The sequence below is a fragment of the Herbaspirillum camelliae genome (assembly GCF_001929405.1).
In the GTDB taxonomy this organism is placed as follows: Bacteria; Pseudomonadota; Gammaproteobacteria; order Burkholderiales; family Burkholderiaceae_D; genus Herbaspirillum; species Herbaspirillum seropedicae.
This window is the reverse complement of record NZ_KV880769.1, coordinates 4278056-4294656: the sequence shown is the minus strand read 5'-3', so window position 1 is coordinate 4294656 and position 16601 is coordinate 4278056. Positions and strand designations below refer to the sequence as shown.

Here is a 16601-nt window from a genome sequence, read left to right as displayed (position 1 = left end):
ATCATGCTGTCAGGGCAGTCATGGAATCGGCCTGCGCGGGGGCGACGCTCTCAAGGCGCGCTTGCGCCAGGCGCTCCAGCGCGTCCGGGTCAGGGGCAGCGGCTTGCAGCGCCGCTGCCAGCGCGATGGCGTTGGGATGGTCGAAGACCAGCGCCGGGGCGGCTTCCAGCGCCAGGCTCTGGCGGATGCGGGCGATCAGCTTGATCACCAGCAGCGAATGGGCGCCCAGTTCGAAGAAGTCTTCGTTGGCGCCAATGGCCGGGCGTTCCAGCAATTGCGCCATCTGTTGGGCCAAGAGCGTCGCCAGCGCACCCTGCGCTTGCGCGGCGACGGCCGGCGTGCCGCTGTCCTGACGGCCAAGCTGCTCCAGCAAGGCCTTGCGATCGACCTTGCCATTGCCCAGCCGTGGCAGCTCAGGCAAGACCAGCCAGCGTGAAGGCTGCATCTGCGCGGGCAAGACTTCAGCCAATGTGGCGCGCCAGGCCGGCAAGGCCTGGCCATTGTCGGCGGCCAGGCACGCGGCCAGTGCGCCGTCGGGGGCGGCCAGGACCAGCGCCTGACGCACGCCCGGCAGGATGCGCAGCGCTGCCTCGATCTCGCCCGGTTCGATGCGGAAGCCGCGCACCTTCACCTGATGGTCGGCGCGCCCGGCCAGCCTGAGCCCACCCTGCGGCAGCAATACCGCCAGATCGCCGCTGCGATAGAGGCGACGGCCCGGCAGCCAGGGGTCATCGATGAAGGCCTCGCTGTCCTGTTGGGCATCGAGGTAGCCGCGCGCCAGTTGCGCTCCGCCCAGCCAGAGCTGGCCGATGGCGCCGGCCGGGGTCGGTCGCAGTTGTGCGTCCAGGACGCGCACGTAGGCATGCGGCAAGGCCTCGGTCAGCGGCAGGCTCGCGCCAACATCAGCATCAGCATCAGCATCAGCCTCGGCTGCGGCACGGTGCACCAGCACCCCCACCGTACACTCGGTCGGGCCGTAGTGATTGAATACCCGGCATTGCGGCGCCAGCGCGCGGATGCGCGCCAGCAGCGCGGGCGCCGTGGCTTCGCCGCCCAGCACCAGGGTCGCGGGCAGGTATGGGGCTGGTGTCTCCAGCAAGGCGTCCAGATGCGAAGGGACGATCTTGAGCGCGTCGATCCCGTGCTGGCGCAGGAAACTCGCGAAGCGTTCTGCGTCGCGCATGTCCTCACTGCTGGCCACGTGCAGGCAGGCGCCGTTGGCCAGCGCGCCGAACAGCGCAGTGTTGCCCAGGTCGGCCGCCACCGTGCCGGTCAGCGCCCAGTGACGGCAGGCGTCCAGGCGCAGCGCCTGGGTGACGCCTTGCACGTAGGCGGCCAGTTGGGCGTGGCCGATCAGCACACCCTTGGGGACGCCGGTGGAGCCGGAGGTGAACAGCACGTAGGCCGTCGCGTCCATGCGGCTGCCCGGCAAAGGCGAGGTCACCTGGACGGGGCTGTTCGCCAGTTCATCCCAGGCCACCGCCATGCAATCGGCGGGCAGGCCCTCGGTGGACTGGCCGGCTTCCATCACCAGCAGATGCACCTTGCCCGCCTGCAGGATCTGCTGGCGGCGTGCGACCGGGCTGTCGGTGTCCAGCGGCAGGTAGGCCGCACCGCAGCGCCAGGTCGCCAACAAGGCCAGCACCAGCTCGGCGCAGCGCGGCAATTGCAGCGCCACGATGTCGCCTGGCGCGACGCCCAGGCTGCGCAAGGCATGCGCCAGGCGCTCCACGCGCTGTTCCAGTCCGGCGTAGTCCAGCACCGCGCCGCCGGCGGCCAGCGCCGGCGACTGCGGCTGGGCCGCCGCCCGGTGGGCGATCATCTGGGCGACGGTCAAGGTCGGCAGGCAGGATTCGGTCTGGCCCAGCGTGGCCGCGGCCAGCGCTTCGCCATGCAGCGGCAGCGCCAACAGCGGCTGCTCCGGCACCGCCAGCGCCCGCGCCAGCAACTGGCGGTATTGGCCCGCCAGCACGGCGATCTCCTGCCGCCCGTAATGTTGCGTATCGAAATGCCAGGCCAGCCGCCATCCCTCGGGGCGATGCAGCGCCAGCAAGCTCAGTTCGGCCCCGGACGGCGGGCCGGGCAGCTCCAGCGTGGCCCAGCCTGCCGGCTGGGCGACTTCGTCACGCCAGCCGAAGAGCACCGGCAAGGCCGCGCCTTCTGGCAGATATTCCTGTTGTTCGCGGTGCTGTTGCAGCGCCTGCGCCAGTTGCGCCTGCCATTGACGCAGGCCTGTCTGGGGCTCCAGGCGCAGGCGCAACGGCAATACCCGCTCGAACCGCCCGACCGCGCCCTCCAGCATGTCCTGCAAGTGCTCATCGGCGCGGCAATCGTGCAGCCAGCCGCTGGCCAGCTCGCGCGGGCCATCCTCACCGAAAGCGCTCGACAGCCGGGCCAGCAGCGCCAGCCAGACCGCGTGCAAGCGCTCGGCCGCAGCGGCGGGCTGGGTGGGCAAGGCCTGCGCCAGCGGGGCATCCAGCGCGCATTCGAACAGTTCGATGCGCGGCGCTGCCGTCGCCAGCCCGTTGCGGCGGCTGGCTGGCAAGGGGGCAGCCTGCCCCGCCGGCTGTGCTTGCGCTTGCCAGTAGGCCAGGCCCGCTGCGGCGGCTTCGCGGTTGTCGGCGCCGTTGACCAGATCGTCGAGCCAGTCGCTGAAGGCGCCGAACTGCAGCACCTCCTCGGCCACGATATGCTCAGGCTGCATCAGCTCGCCGGCCAGCGTGACCAGGCTGCGGTAATCGGCCACCAGCGGCGAGCAGGCCAACCAGAGTTCCCGGCCCTGCCCGCTCGCATCGTTCTGGAGAAGAGCGGCGCGCCACAAGGCGGTCTGCGCCTGGCCGAACGCTTGCGCGCGCCAAGCGGCGATGGCGCTCTCGTCGTCATGGGCGATGCGTTCCAGCCGAATCGTCGGCGGCCCGTCTACCAGCCGCAGTTCGCGGTAACCCGGCACCTGGCGCAGCTGGCAGCGCAGGATCTGGTGGCGGCGCGCCAGTCGCTCCAGCAGGGTCGTCAGGCGGGCGGCATCGATAGCAGCGGGCAGCCGCAGGCGCAGATGCAGCGCCGGGGCCGCCTGCTGCAACAAGCTGCGCTGGGCAGCGGTCAGGGGGAAGCCGACGTCGTCGGAGTGAATTTGTTCTTGTGGATGCATGGGGTTCTCCGGTAGCAGGCGCGGCGCTGGCTCGCCGCGCCCTTCAGTCAGGGTGATGCTTGATGCCTGGCGAGGCGACTCAATACTCAATACTCAATAGGCCGGCGTCAGCAGGTCCTTGCGTTCGAACATGGCGCCCATGGCTACCACGATCTTGCGCGGCCCTTCATAGGGATCGCGGGCGTGGGCGGCAATCATGTTGTCCAGCATCACCACGTCGCCCTGCTGCCAGGCGAAGCGCACGGCGCACTGCTCATAGAGCTGGCCGACCAGCGCCATGGTCTGCTCGTCGATCTCGCTGCCATCGCCGTAGGTGACGTGGCGCGGCATGCGCTCCATGCCGACCATGGCCAGCAGGTCGCGGCGCACCGAGGGGTCCAGGCAAGCGATGTGGTGCAGTTGCACCTGGTTGAAGAACACCTTCTCGCCCGTCTGCGGATGAGTGATCACGGCCGGACAGAGCGTGCGCGTCTGCAGCTCGTCGCCGGCCAGCCAGCGGTACTGCGTGCCGGCCGCCTGCAGTCGCGCCTCCACGGCGTGGCGGTCGTCGGTCTTGAAGAAGTCGCGCCAGCTCACGTCAAGGCGCTCGGTGAAGGTGCGGATGTAGAGCAGCTGCTTCTGCTCGAAACGCTGCGCCAGCTCGGCCGGCAGGCGGCGGTACACTTCGCGGCAATCGACGATGGGCGTGGCCCCGCCCACCGGCGAAGGCAACTCACAGAAGAACCATTGCTTGCGCGGCCAGCGCTCCATGTGGGCGCTCTCGTTGTGGAACAGGATCATTTCCTTTTCCGGATAGGGCGTGGAGCGGTAGGTGTTCTTGCCGCCTTCGTTCTTGGGCAGGTCGCCATAGCCGCCGTAGAGCTCGGGTTCGATGGCTTCGGCGAAGGTCTCGAAGTCGGCCGGCGAGCGCAGCCCGAAGTTGCGGAACAGCACCCCGCCGTGCTTGCACAGCATGTCGGCGATATAGCCGCGCTCGCGCCTGGCCCACTCGGCCATGTCCAGGCCGGCCGCAGCCGGCTCGATCACCAGCGGGAATTCCCGTCCGGCCTGCAGGAAGGAGGTTTTCACCTGCGCACGCGGCGTCTCGGCGGCGACCGCCGGGCGGCCCTTGAGATTGCGCAGCTTGTCGAGCTTGGAGGCTGCCGCTGCATTGCCGGCAGGCGTAGCAGGTGCAGCAGGTGCGGAGGAAGATGTGAGCGTCATGTCGGTTATCTCATGAAGTAAGACCTGGGACTGCGCCTCGGCCTTGGTATCGGAGGGGGATGAAGGGAGCGCAGCGTCCAGCGGCGTCCAGGGCGATGCCAGCACCTGTTCCAGCAATTGCTGCCAGTCGCGCCCCAGCGCGGCCACGGTGGCGGCGTCGAACAGCGCATCGGCATAGACCCAGTCGGCGCGCCAGCCCGGACGGCCTTCGGCATCGCTGGCCTCAGCGTGGTCCTCGACGAACAGGGCCAGGTCGAACTTGGACCAGTTCTCCAGGGGCTCCAGCAGTTCGGCGCGCACGCCCGGCAGCGCCAGCGCAGCGCGTGGCGTGTTCTGCAACACGAACAGCACTTGCACCAGCGGATTCCAGCGCCGCTCGCGCGGCACGCCGGCGGCCTCGACGATGCGGTCAAAGCCCGGTTCCTGGTGGTCGAAGGCGTTGACCGCGACGTCGGCGCAATGGCGCAGCCAGGCCGCAAAACTGGCCCGGGGCGCGAGCGCCTGCGGGCGCAGGCGCAGCGGCAGAACATTGACGAAGAAGCCGACCAGGCGCTCCAGGTCCGGATGGCTGCGACCGGCCACATCGGTGCCGACCACGAAATCGCCCGCGCCACTGCGCTGGTGCAGCAGCCAGGCGAACGAGGCCAGCAACACCGCATAGGCTGTCACGCCCTCGCGCCGCGCCAGCGCCTGCACGCCGCTGCGCAAGTGCGCTGGCAGGTGCATGCGCAAACGCTGTCCGGCGTGCGCAGCGCGGGCCGGACGTGGCCGCGTGGACGGCAGGTAAGGCACTGCCGGCACGCCGGCCAGGGTGTCGCGCCACCATGCGATGCTGTCTTCCAGCACCCGGCTGCCGGCGCCGGCGACCTGCCAGGCGGCGTAGTCGGCGTATTGCAGCGGCAACGGCGGCGGCGCATAGGGGCGGCCCTGTTGCAAGGCGGCATAGGCTGCGGCGATCTCGTCCATCATCAGCGCCACCGACCAGCCGTCGGCGACGATATGGTGGATCGCCAGCAGCAGCACCTGCTGTTGCGGCGCCAGCCTCACCAGCGCGGCGCGCAGCAGCGGCGGCTGGCGCAGTGCGAAGCGGGCGGCGGCATGGCTGCGGCGCAATCGGTCCAGTTGCAGATCGCGCTGCGGCGGCGGCAGCGCGGCGAGATCGTGCTGTTCCAGGCTGAAATCGAACGGGTGCAGCGTGGCGACGGGGTTGCCGTCGCCGTCCTCACCAAAGCCGGTGCGCAGGATGTCGTGACGCGCCACCAGCAGGCGCAGCGCCTGTTCCAGCAGCGCCGCGTCCACCACACCCTCCAGCATCAGCGCCGCGCTCATGTTGTAGGCGGCCGCATCGGCCTCTCCTGACAGGAGGTCGACCAGCCACAGCCGATGCTGGGCCGGCGACAGCAGCGCCTGGGCGCCCCGCTGGCCCGACTGCAGCAGCGGCGCAGGCGCAGCCGCCAACTGCTGGGCGGCAATGGCGGCCTGGCCTTCGATGCAGGCCGCCATCTCGTGCAGGCGCGGATACGCGAAGACCAGGCGCAAGGGCAAGGCCACGCCTACCCCTGCCTCTCCTTGGTAACGCAGCCGCGCCACCAGGCTGGCGGCCAGGAGCGAATGCCCACCCAGCTCGAAGAAGTGGTCGAAGCGCCCGACCCGCTCCAGCCCCAGCAGCGCCTGCCAGATCTGCGCCAGACGTTGCTCGGCCTGACCTTGCGGTGCGGCGTAGGCAAAGTCTTCGGTGTGCAGGCGCGGCGCGGGCAGCGCCTTGCGGTCGATCTTGCCGTTGGCGTTCAGCGGCAGCGCTGGCAGCAGGGTCAGCACCGTCGGCACCATGTAGTCCGGCAGACGGGCTGCCAGCGCCTGCTTGAGCGTAGCGGCGTCCTGGCGCTGCCAGCGGCGCGAGGCCACGTAGCCGGCCAGCACGGGGCCAGCGCCGTGATCGTGGGCGACCACGACGGCTTCCTCCACTTCGTCCAGCGCCAGCAGTTGCGCCTCGATCTCGCCCAACTCGATGCGCAGGCCACGGATCTTGACCTGATGGTCGAGACGGCCCAGGTAGTCGATCTGGCCATCCTCGCGCCAGCGCACCAGGTCGCCGGTGCGGTACAGCCGTTCGCCCTGGCCGAAGGGACTGGCCACGAAGCGCTCGGCGGTCAGGCCGGGCCGCCCGAGGTAGCCACGGGCCAGGCCGATACCGCCCAGATAGAGTTCGCCGGCCACGCCGCAGGGCAAGACATTGAGATCGGCGTCCAGCACCACGGCGCGCAGGCCGCTGATGGGCTGGCCGATCGGCACCGGCCCGCGGTCGCCGTGCTGGCAGGTCCAGTGGGTGACGTCGATGGCCGCCTCGGTAGGACCATACAGGTTGTGCAAGGCTGCCTGCGGCAGCAGTGCGAAGAACTGGTCGCGCGCCTCCGCCGGCAGCGCCTCGCCGCTGCAGATCACCTGGCGCAGGCTGGTGCAGGCAGCGGCCTGGCCCGAGGCCAGGAAGGCTTGCAGCATCGAGGGCACGAAATGCAGCGTGCTCACGCCCTGCTCGCGGATGAGCGCGGCCAGTTCAGCCGGATCGCGATGCGCGCCCGGCGGCGCCATCACCAGCCGCGCGCCGGTCATCAGCGGCCACAGGAATTCCCATACCGAGACGTCGAAGCCGAACGGAGTCTTTTGCAGCACCGCGTCGCCCTCCTGCAAGGCATAGGCCTGCTGCATCCAGCGCAAGCGGTTGTACAGGGCGCGGTGGCTGTTGCCGGCGCCCTTGGGACGGCCGGTCGAGCCGGAGGTGTAGATCACGTAGGCCAGGTGCTCGCCGTGCAGCGGCGGCTGCGGGTTGTGCTGAGGCTCGTCGCCGCCCTGGCTGCCTGGCAGTTGGTCTTCCAGTTCCAGCAGCAGCGTGTCCGGCAGCGCCAGTCGGCGATGCAGTCCGCGATGCGACAGCAGGCAGGCGGGACGGGCGTCTTCCAGCATCCAGGCCAGTCGTTCGGCCGGATAGTCGGGGTCCAGCGGCAGGTAGGCCCCGCCCGCCTTGAGCACCGCCAGCAAGGCCGTCACCATCGCCGCCGAGCGCTCGGCCAGCAGCGCCACCACGGTGTCGGGACCGACGCCAGCGGCTTGCAGCCGGCGCGCCAGTGCATTGGCGGCGGCGTTGAGCTGGCCGTAGGTCCAGTGCGCACCATCGGCCTGCAGCGCGATGGCCTCGGGCTGGCGCGACGCCTGTTGTTCGAAGAGGCGATGCACCGGTTGTTGGCCGTCGAAGCGCTGGCCATTGAGGCTCCAGTCCAGCGCCTGTTGCCGCTGCGTGGCCGAGCCCAGCGCGCAATCGCCCAGGCGCGCGCCGCCAGTGGTCAGCGTCACCAGCGCCTGCGCCAGCCAGTCAGCCAGTTGCGCCACCTGCTCCGCGCCGAAGCGGCTGCGGTCATAGCCAAGCCGCAGCGACAGGCCGTCCTGCACCGTCGCCACCACGGTCAGCGGATAGCTGGTCTGCTCGTGCAGCCGCAGCCCGGACAGGTGCAGGCCATAGTCGGCGGCGCGGCCGATGGCCTCATCCATCGGATAGTTTTCCAGCACCAGGATGCTGTCGAACAGCGCCTGGCCGGCGCGCCCGCTCCAGCGCTGGATCTCGTACAGCGGCGCGTGGGCGAATTCGCGCATGGCCAGGTTCTGGTGCAGCAAGGCGCGCAGCCAGTCGCTGCAGTCCTGCGTCGCGTGCAGGCGCACCGCCAGCGGCAGCGTGTTGATGAACAGCCCCAGCGTGGACTCGATGCCCTCCAGTTCGGCTGGCCGGTCGGCCACGGTGACGCCGAAGGTCACCGAGGACTGCCCGCAGCAGCGCTGCAGCACCAGCGCCCAGGCTCCCTGCAACAGGGTGCTGGGGGTGATGCGCATGGCCTTGGCAGCCTGGCAGAGCGCCTGCCATTGCGCCGGGCTGATCGCGGCCAGATGCTCGGCATGGCCGCTGGCGTCCTCCCGCGGTCGCGGCAAGACGCCGGCCAGCAGGGTCGGTTCTTCCAGGTGCTGCAACTGGGCGCGCCAGAAGTCGCGGGCGGCTGCGCCGTCGCGGCCCTGCAGCCAGTCGATGTAGTGGCGGTAGTCGAGGGTGGGTGCGGCGATGTCTTCGCCGGCATAGGCGCGCACGATCTCGGCAAACAGCTGGGCGCTGCTCCAGCCGTCCAGCAGGAGGTGGTGACGGGTCCAGATCAGTTGATGACGGCCCTCCCCCATCTTGACCAGCACCAGCCGCATCAGGCCCGGTTGCGCCAGGTCGAAGCCGCGTGCCAGCTCCGCTGCTGCTATCTGCTCCAGCTGCGCCTGTTGCTGTGACGGCTGGCCGCTCAGGTCCAGCGCGCGCCAGTGCAGCACCGGCTGCGCCACCCATTGCTCGGGCGCGTCGCCCTGCTGGCGGAAGCCCGTGCGCAGGATGGGATGGCGGCGCACCGCCTCACGCCAGACGGCTTCAAGACGGGCCTCGTCCACGCCCTCCAGGTCCAGCCGCAACTGGTTGATGTAGGCCCCGTCGCCGGCGTTCATGCTGCTGTGGAAGAACATGCCGGCCTGCATCGGCGAGAGCGCATAGGCGGCATCGCTAGCGGCGCGCCGCTCCAGCGCCTCTATCCAGCGCATCAGCTCCGTGCGCAGCCGTTCCTGCAGGGCGCGCATCTCCGCTGCCGCATGCAGGTCCTTGCAATACGTCCATTGCCATTGCAGACGTCCCTGCTGCACCCGGGCGATGGCCTCGAAGAGGCTGCGACGGCGGCTGTCGGCGGCACGCTGGGCGCCGGCATACTCGTCGGCCAGGGTCCAGCCGGCGGGTTCGATGCGATGGTCGAAATGGCCGAGGTAGTTGAACGTGATCTGCGGCTGCGCGCCCTGCGCCAATACCTGCCCTTGCGCGCTCAGGTAGCGCAGCAGGCCGTAGCCCAGGCCATTGGCCGGCACCGTGCGCAGTTGCACGCGCACCGCCTCCAGCGCCGCCGGGATGGACGTCGGCGTCGCACCAGGACTCAGCCGCACCGGATAGAGCGAGGTGAACCAGCCGGTGGCGCGGCTCACGTCCAGCCCGCCAGGGATGTCTTCACGGCCATGGCCTTCCAGTTCGAACAGCAGGCTGTCACGTCCGCTCCAGTCGCACAGCACTCGCGCCAGCACCGCCAACAGCAGGTCCTGGGGCGCCACGCGCAAGGCCGGATCGGGGTGCGCTCCCAGCGCCAGCAGCCGGGACGTAGCCTCGGCATCGAGCACGAAACCTGCATCGGCGGCGCGTCCGGCCAGGTTGGCGGTAGCGTCGGCCAGCGGCAGCTCGGGCGTGTCCACCACGCTGCGCCAATAGGCCAGTTGCTCCGTCACAGCAGGACTTTGCGCATGGGTGCGCAGCGCCTGCGACCAGGTGTGCAGGTCGGTCGCCGGGGGCAGTTCGGCCGGGGTTCCGCCCTGTTGCAGGGTGTGGTAGAGCCCCGCCAGGTCGTCCAGCAACACGCGCCAGGACACCCCATCGACCACCAGATGGTGGCCAGCCAGCAGCAGCCGGCCCTGTTTGCCCTCGGCATCCAGGCGAATCCAGGCGGCCGCCATCAGCGGCCCGTGTGCCAGGTCCAGGCTACGTTGCACCAGTTCACCCGCCGCAGCGATGGCACCGGGTTCGTCGCCATCGATGATCTCCAGCGGCAGCAGTGCCTGTCCGCGTCGCTGACGCCATTGCCCGCCCTCCTGCACGAAACGCAGGCACAGGCTTTCATGGCGTTGCGCCAGCAGCGCCAGCGCGCGGCGCAACACCTCAGCATCCAGGCCCGGCGCGTTGAGCAGCACCGACTGGTTCCAGTGCTGCGGGTTGGCGAAGCCTTGCTCGAAGAACCAGTGTTGCACCGGCGTGAGCGGGATGTCGGCAGGGGCGGCGGCCACTACTGGTGCTGGCGTGGCCGCCAGCATGCCCTGCACTGCGCCGGCGGCGACGATGGCGGCCACGGTCTGCTTTTCCATCATGGCCTTGGGAGCGATGCGCAGGCCTTCCTTGCGGGCGCGCGCCACGATCTTCAGGGTCAGGATGGAATCGCCGCCGAGTTCGAAGAAATTGTCGTCGCGGCCCACCTGCGGCAGCTTGAGCACCTCGGCCCAGATGGCGGCCAGCTTCTGCTCCAGCTCGCCTTGCGGTGCGCCGGCTTGCCGTTCTTGCGGCACCTGCGGCACCTGCTGCTGGGGCGCAGCCATCGCGCCAGCCATCAGGCCGGCCAGCGCCTGGCGGTCCAGCTTGCCATTGGCCGTCAGCGGCAAGGCCGGCACGGGCGTCAGGGTCGGCAGCATGTAATCGGGCAGGTCCGCCGCCAGGGTGGCGCGCCATCCCGCCGGGTCGGCCACCGCGCCGGCGGCGCAGACGATGAATCCATGCAACTGCAGGCGCTGTGCGTCATCGGCTGCGGGCAGCGCCAGCACGGCGGCGTCCGCCACCCCAGCCAGGCGCAGGAGCTGCTGGCGCACTTCACCGGGTTCGACGCGATGGCCACGGATCTTGACCTGGTCGTCGATGCGGCCCAGGAACTCGATGCTGCCATCGCCCAGGTAGCGGGCCAGATCACCGCTGCGATACAGGCGCTGCCCGCTGGCGAAGGGATGGGCCACGAAGCGTTCGGCGGTGAGCGCAGCGCGCCCATGATAGCCGCGCGCCAGCCCGGCGCCGCCCAGATACAGTTCACCCACGGCCCCCACCGGCGCCCGCCGCAACTGGCTGTCCAGCACCCAGGCCTGCACGCCCGCCAGTGGACTGCCCACCGGCAGCACCGCAGCGCGGCGGGACGCGGCGGCGGCCTCCTGCGCCAGCACGCCCACAGTGGTCTCGCTGGGGCCGTAGTGGTTCAGGACCCGGCAGGCGGGCTGCAGGGCGGTGATGCGCTCGAGCAGCGGCCAGCCGGTCGCCTCGCCGCCCAGCACCAGGGTATGGCGCGGCAATACCTGCTCTGGCCGGGCGGCGTGCAGCAAGGCCTGCAGATGGCTGGGAACGATCTTGAGCACATCGACCGCGTGCTCGTGCATATAGGCGGCAAAGCCGTCCGGGTCAAAGGCCAGGTCGTGGGTGATCAGATGCAGTTGCCGTCCGGAGCACAGTGCGCCATACAGCGTGGTGTGGCCGAGGTCGGCCGCCACCGTGGAAATCATCGCCATGCTGCGCGCAGCCGCGGGCAGCGCCAGCTTCTCCAGCACCGCCGCCACGTAGTTGGCCAGGCCGCCACGGGTGACCAACACGCCCTTGGGACGCCCCGTGGAGCCCGAGGTGTAGATCAGGTAGGCCGCCTGCGCGGGATGGGCCGGGGATGGCGCCCAGGCGCTGGCTGGCGCTGTGCCGTTGGCCTCCAGCGACAGCAGCGGGACGCCCGCCTGCGCCAGCCAGGCCGGCGCGCCCTGCCCTTCATGCAGCACCCAGCGCGCCCCGCTGTCCTGCAATTGCCAGCCCAGCCGCTCGGCCGGCAACTGCGGGTCCAGCGGCACATAGGCCGCCCCGGTGTCGAGCACGGCCAGCATGCCGCAGACGAAGTCGATACCGCGTCCGGCGTAGAGCGCAACCCGGCTCTCGGGACCCGCGCCGGCCGCCTGCAGGCGATGCGCCAGCGCATCGACCCGCTGCAGCAACTGGGCGTTGCTGATGACCTGAGCGCCGCAACGCAGGGCCACTGCATCGGGCTGGGCCTGAGCCTGCCGACGCCAGCAGTCAGCCACGTCGTCGGCGGGCTGAACCGCCTGATCTGCCGTCAATGCGTACGGTAGCGCCTGCAGATCGGCCAGCGTTCGCGACGGTGCAGCCACCACCTGTTGCGCCAGCGCCTGCAGCAGCCCGGCGAAGCCTGCCACCGTCTCGGCGTCGAACAGCGCCGGTGCATACGCCAGCAGGATATCGATGCCCTCGTCAGCGTCGGTGAAGTCCAGGCTGAGGTCGAAGTGCGATTCGGCATTGGCCTGCAGCTCTACCCGCATGTCCAGCCCACCCATGCGGCGCACTGTGGCAATGGCCTGCTGCTGGGTGCACTTGACCTGGAACAGCGGATTGGCCCCGGCCACGCGCTCGGGTTGCAGCGCGCTCACGAGCGCGTCCAGCGGCAAGTCCTGGTGCGCCTGGGCGTCCTGCACGGCTTGCTGTACCTGGCGCATGAGGGCGACGAAATCGCTACGCTCATCGATGCGGGTACGCACTACCTGGACGTTGATCAGATAGGCCACCAGGGCCTGGGTCTGGCGACGCCGCCGGTCGGCCAGCGGCGCGCCCACGCACAGGTCGGACTGGCCGGACAGGCGCTGCAGCGCCAGCGTGAACAGCGCCAGCATCGCGCCATAGAGGGTCACGCCCTGGCTGGCGGCGAGCTTGCGCAAGGCATTGGAGAGCGCAACGGACAAGCGCCAGCGGTGCTGGCCCTCGCCGCCGTGCGCACCGGCCTGGCGGGGACGGTCGGTGGGCAGTGGCAGCAGCGCGGGCGCGCCGTCCAGCCGGGCGCGCCAGTAGTCCAGCTGGCGCTGGAACTCAGGCGAACCGGGCTGGCTGCGCTGGCGCTGCCACACGGCGTAGTCGCCCGGCTGCAATTCCAGCGCCGGCCAGGATGGCGCCGCGCCGACGCAGCGCGCCTCATAGGCGGCCGTCAATTCATCGAGGATGATGCCCAGCGACCAGCCGTCGGCGGCGATGTGGTGGATGCAGAGCCCGAGGCGGAAATGATGCGGTTCCAGCTGCACCAGCATGGCGCGCAGCGGCGTCTCGCTGTCGAGCCGGAAGGCTTGGGCGTGGAAGCGTTGCAAGGCGCTGGCGGCGGCCTGCGCGCGCTTGTCGGCGGGCTGGCGGCGCAGGTCGCTGCGCAAGAGCATGGGACGGGCTTCGTCGATGTCCAGCACCTGCTGCACCGGCACCCCATCGCGCAGCGGGAAGATGGTGCGCAGCGCAGCGTGGCGTGCGGCCAAGTCGCACAAGGCGTCTTCCAGCGCCTCGACGTGCAGCTCGCCGCGCAGGTCCAGCACGCCGGCCAGGTTGTAGGCGGCGCTGTCGGGCTGCAGTTGCCAGGTCAGCCACAGGCCTTGCTGGGCCTGGGTCAATGGAAACTCGCTCTGCCCGCCCACGCAGGCTGGCAAGGGCGCGGCATGCGCGCCCGCTGCCACCAGCGCAGCGATCTGCGCCGCGCTGGCGGCCAGCGTCGGGGCGGCGAACATCATGGCCGGCGTGAACTCCACCTGCCAGCGATCCACCACCGCCGCCACCACCTGCATGGCCGCCAGCGAACTGCCGCCGCTGCGGAAGAAGTCGGCCTGCCGGCCTGGCAAAGCGCGCTTGAGCGCGCTCTGCCAGATCGCGGCCAGTGCGGTTTCGACCTCGCCCTGCGGCGGCTCGGCGACGACCTCCCCGCCCAGCGCATCGGCTGGTCCAGCCTTGAGCACGCCATCCTCGACGATGGCCCAGGCATCCAGTTCGCCATTGTGCCAGCCGCTGCGGCAGGCGCTGCGCTGCAGCTTGCCGCTGGAAGTCTTGGGCAGGCCGCCCGGGTTGAGCAGGATGACCACTTGCGGCGCTTCCAGGCTGGCTTGCGCCACGGCCTCGGCAATGGCGCTGGCGATCACGCTTGGCGCGGCGAGCTTCTGCATGCCGCGTGAGATTTCGGCGGCTACGCCGATGCCTTCACCCTCCCCTGTGCTCACGGCGAACGCCGCCACCCTGCCCTTGCGCACAGCCTCGACCTGGTCTTCGACGGCGCGCTCGATGTCTTGCGGATAGACATTCTGGCCGCGCACGATGATCAGATCCTTGCGCCGGCCGGCAATGTAGAGCTGGCCATCCTGCAGGAAACCCAGATCGCCGGTGCGCAGCCAGCGCCGGCCATCGCGCTCGACGAAGGCGGCGGCGCTCTCTTGCCCGCGCTGCCAGTAACCCTGGGTCACGCTGGGCCCGCAGACCTCGATCTCGCCGACCGCGCCGTCCTGCTGCACGCGTCCGTCGTCGATGATGCGCACTTCATGGTGCGGGGCGATTTCGCCGCAGGCCACCAGGCGGGTATCGTCGGGACCGCCCGCCACGGCGCGGCCGACGGCCAGTTCAGCGGTATTGAACGCGGCAGTGTGCGCGCCATGTGCGGGGCCGCCGCTGACGATGAGTGTGGCCTCGGCCAGGCCGTAGCAAGGATAGGCGGCATCTGAAGAGAAACCAGCGGCGGAGAAGCGTTCGATGAACGCCGGGAAGGTGTCGGCGCGCAGCGGTTCCGCGCCGCAGAAGGCCACCCGCCAGCTCGACAGGTCCACGCCTTGCAACTGGGCCGGCTTGATGCGCTCCACGCACAGGCGATAGGCAAAATCGGGACCGCCACTGACCGTGCCGCGATGCCGGGCCACCAGCTCCAGCCAGCGCAACGGCCGCTCCAGGAAGTAACGGGGGCTGCACAAGACCGTCTTCAGGCCCCGCACCAGGCCCTGCAAGAGGCCGCCGATCAAGCCCATGTCGTGGTACAGCGGCAGCCAGGTGACGAAGATGTCGTCCTCGCGCACCCGCATGCAGGCGCTGATGGCGGCTTCGTTGGCCATCAGGTTGCCATGGCTGACCATCACCCCCTTGGGGGCTGAGGTGGAGCCGGAGGTGTATTGCAGGAAGGCGATGTCCTGCGGCTGCGGCGTATGTTCGCGCCAGTGGACGGCGTCGGCATCCGCCACCTGCTCTGCCGCCAACAGTTCGGCGGCGCCGAACAGGGCTGCTTGTGCGCAGGTCTGGCGCAACGGCTCAGGCAGCACCACGCAGGCGGCCTGGGCGTCGGCGGCAATGCCGGCCAGGCGCTTGAGATGTTGCGGGCGCACCGATTCCGGCGGGAACACCGGCACCGCCACCATGCCGGCATAGAGGCAGCCGAGGAAGGCCTGCACATAGTGTTCATCATTTTCCAGCACCAGCAGCACCCGGGCGCCCTGCGGGCAACGCCGCTGGAACGCGGCGGCATAGGCACGGGCACGCAGGTCGAGCTGGGCGAAGCTGAAGCAGCGTTCGCCGCTGGCGTCGGCCACCACCAGGGTGCGAGCTTCTGCGCCGGTCTCTGTAGCGTCTGCGGCGATGACGCGGAACTGGCTGACGAAGTTGTCGGCAAAGAAGTGCCGGGCGGGGTCAAAGGGCAAGGTCGGCGAGGCTGCCTGGTTCATGACGGGTCCTGAGGGTGAAGAAGGCGCGCCTTCATAATTCAAGGGCGCGCTGGTTACGCTGGTGACGAAGAGATGGCGCTGCTGTGCGGATCAGCCCTGGTGCAGGTTGCCGTGCGGCTCGGCCATGGCCACCACCACCTTGCGCGGTCCTTCGAAGGGTGTGCGCGCATGGGCGGCCAGCATGTTGTCGAGCATGAGCACGTCGCCGGCTTCCCAGGGGAAGATGACGGTTTCCTGGTCCAGCACGGCGCGCACCTCCTCGAGCATGCTGTCGGGGATGGGCGAGCCATCGGCGAAGAGCACATTGCGCGGCAGGTTGTCTACGCCGAGCATGTCTTCCAGGCTCTCACGCACATCGGCCTGCAGATTGGAGGGATGGAACAGGTGCGCCTGGTTGAACCAGACCATCTCGCCGCTGCGCGGATGGCGCTCCACGCCCTGGCAGCGCTGGATGGTGCGCATGCTGCCATCGGCCTTCCATTCCCATTGCACCCCGGCGCGGCGGCAGAAGGCCTCGACCTGGGCGCGGTCGTCGGTGTTGAAGACCTGCTGCCACGGCACGTCGAAGTCGCTGTCGTAGTTGCGCACATACACCAGCCCGGCGGCAAAGCGCTCGCGGATGGCCGCCGGCATACGGCGATAGATCGCGCGGCTGTCGGCAATGGGCGTCTCGCCGCCAGCCTGTGCGGCGGTCACGCAGTGGAACCAGATCTTCATCGGCCACTCGCGGGTGTAGGCCTGCTCGTTGTGCAGCGGAATGTGCTGGTGCGCCGGATATTCGGTGGAGGTATAGACCCCCGAGGACACGTTCGAGCGCGGCGTGGAGGCAAATTCATAACTCAGCAGCGCATGGCCGAAGGCGGCGGCGAAAGCGCGGAAAACCGCCACTTCCGGCACCGCATAGCCGCGCAGCAGCACGCCGCCGACCTGCTGCACGGTGGCGTCGATCCAGTCGCGCTGGCGTTCGAAGGCCTGCTGCAGCGGCTGGCCGGGGCTCTCCGCTTGCAGCAGCGCCGGCAGCGCGCTGGCGGGCGGCGCCTTGCTGCGCCAGGGGGTCGCCAGGTCGGCGGGAAAGGCGGTGGCCTGCGGAGGCAGGGCCGATGCGATGTCTGTATGCATG

Annotated in this window: 3 protein-coding genes; all 3 read right to left on the bottom strand. The window is 69.9% G+C overall.

All coding sequences use genetic code 11. The annotated features are described in order from the left end of the window. Window position 1 precedes the first annotated feature (1 nt). Window positions 2-3148 (bottom strand): non-ribosomal peptide synthetase, encoded by a 3147-nt coding sequence (locus BGK68_RS19290; protein WP_075258406.1) that lies wholly within the window; start codon window positions 3146-3148, stop codon window positions 2-4. 93 nt (window positions 3149-3241) lie between these two features. Continuing rightward, the gene (locus BGK68_RS19285; RefSeq protein WP_075258405.1) at window positions 3242-15481 is read right to left on the bottom strand and encodes a non-ribosomal peptide synthetase; all 12240 of its coding nucleotides are present in this window, start codon (window positions 15479-15481) and stop codon (window positions 3242-3244) included. Window positions 15482-15571: 90 nt separating this feature from the next. After that, a complete protein-coding gene (locus BGK68_RS19280; RefSeq protein ID WP_075258404.1) occupies window positions 15572-16600 on the bottom strand; it encodes a TauD/TfdA family dioxygenase in 1029 nt (342 codons plus the stop codon). Window position 16601 lies beyond the last annotated feature (1 nt).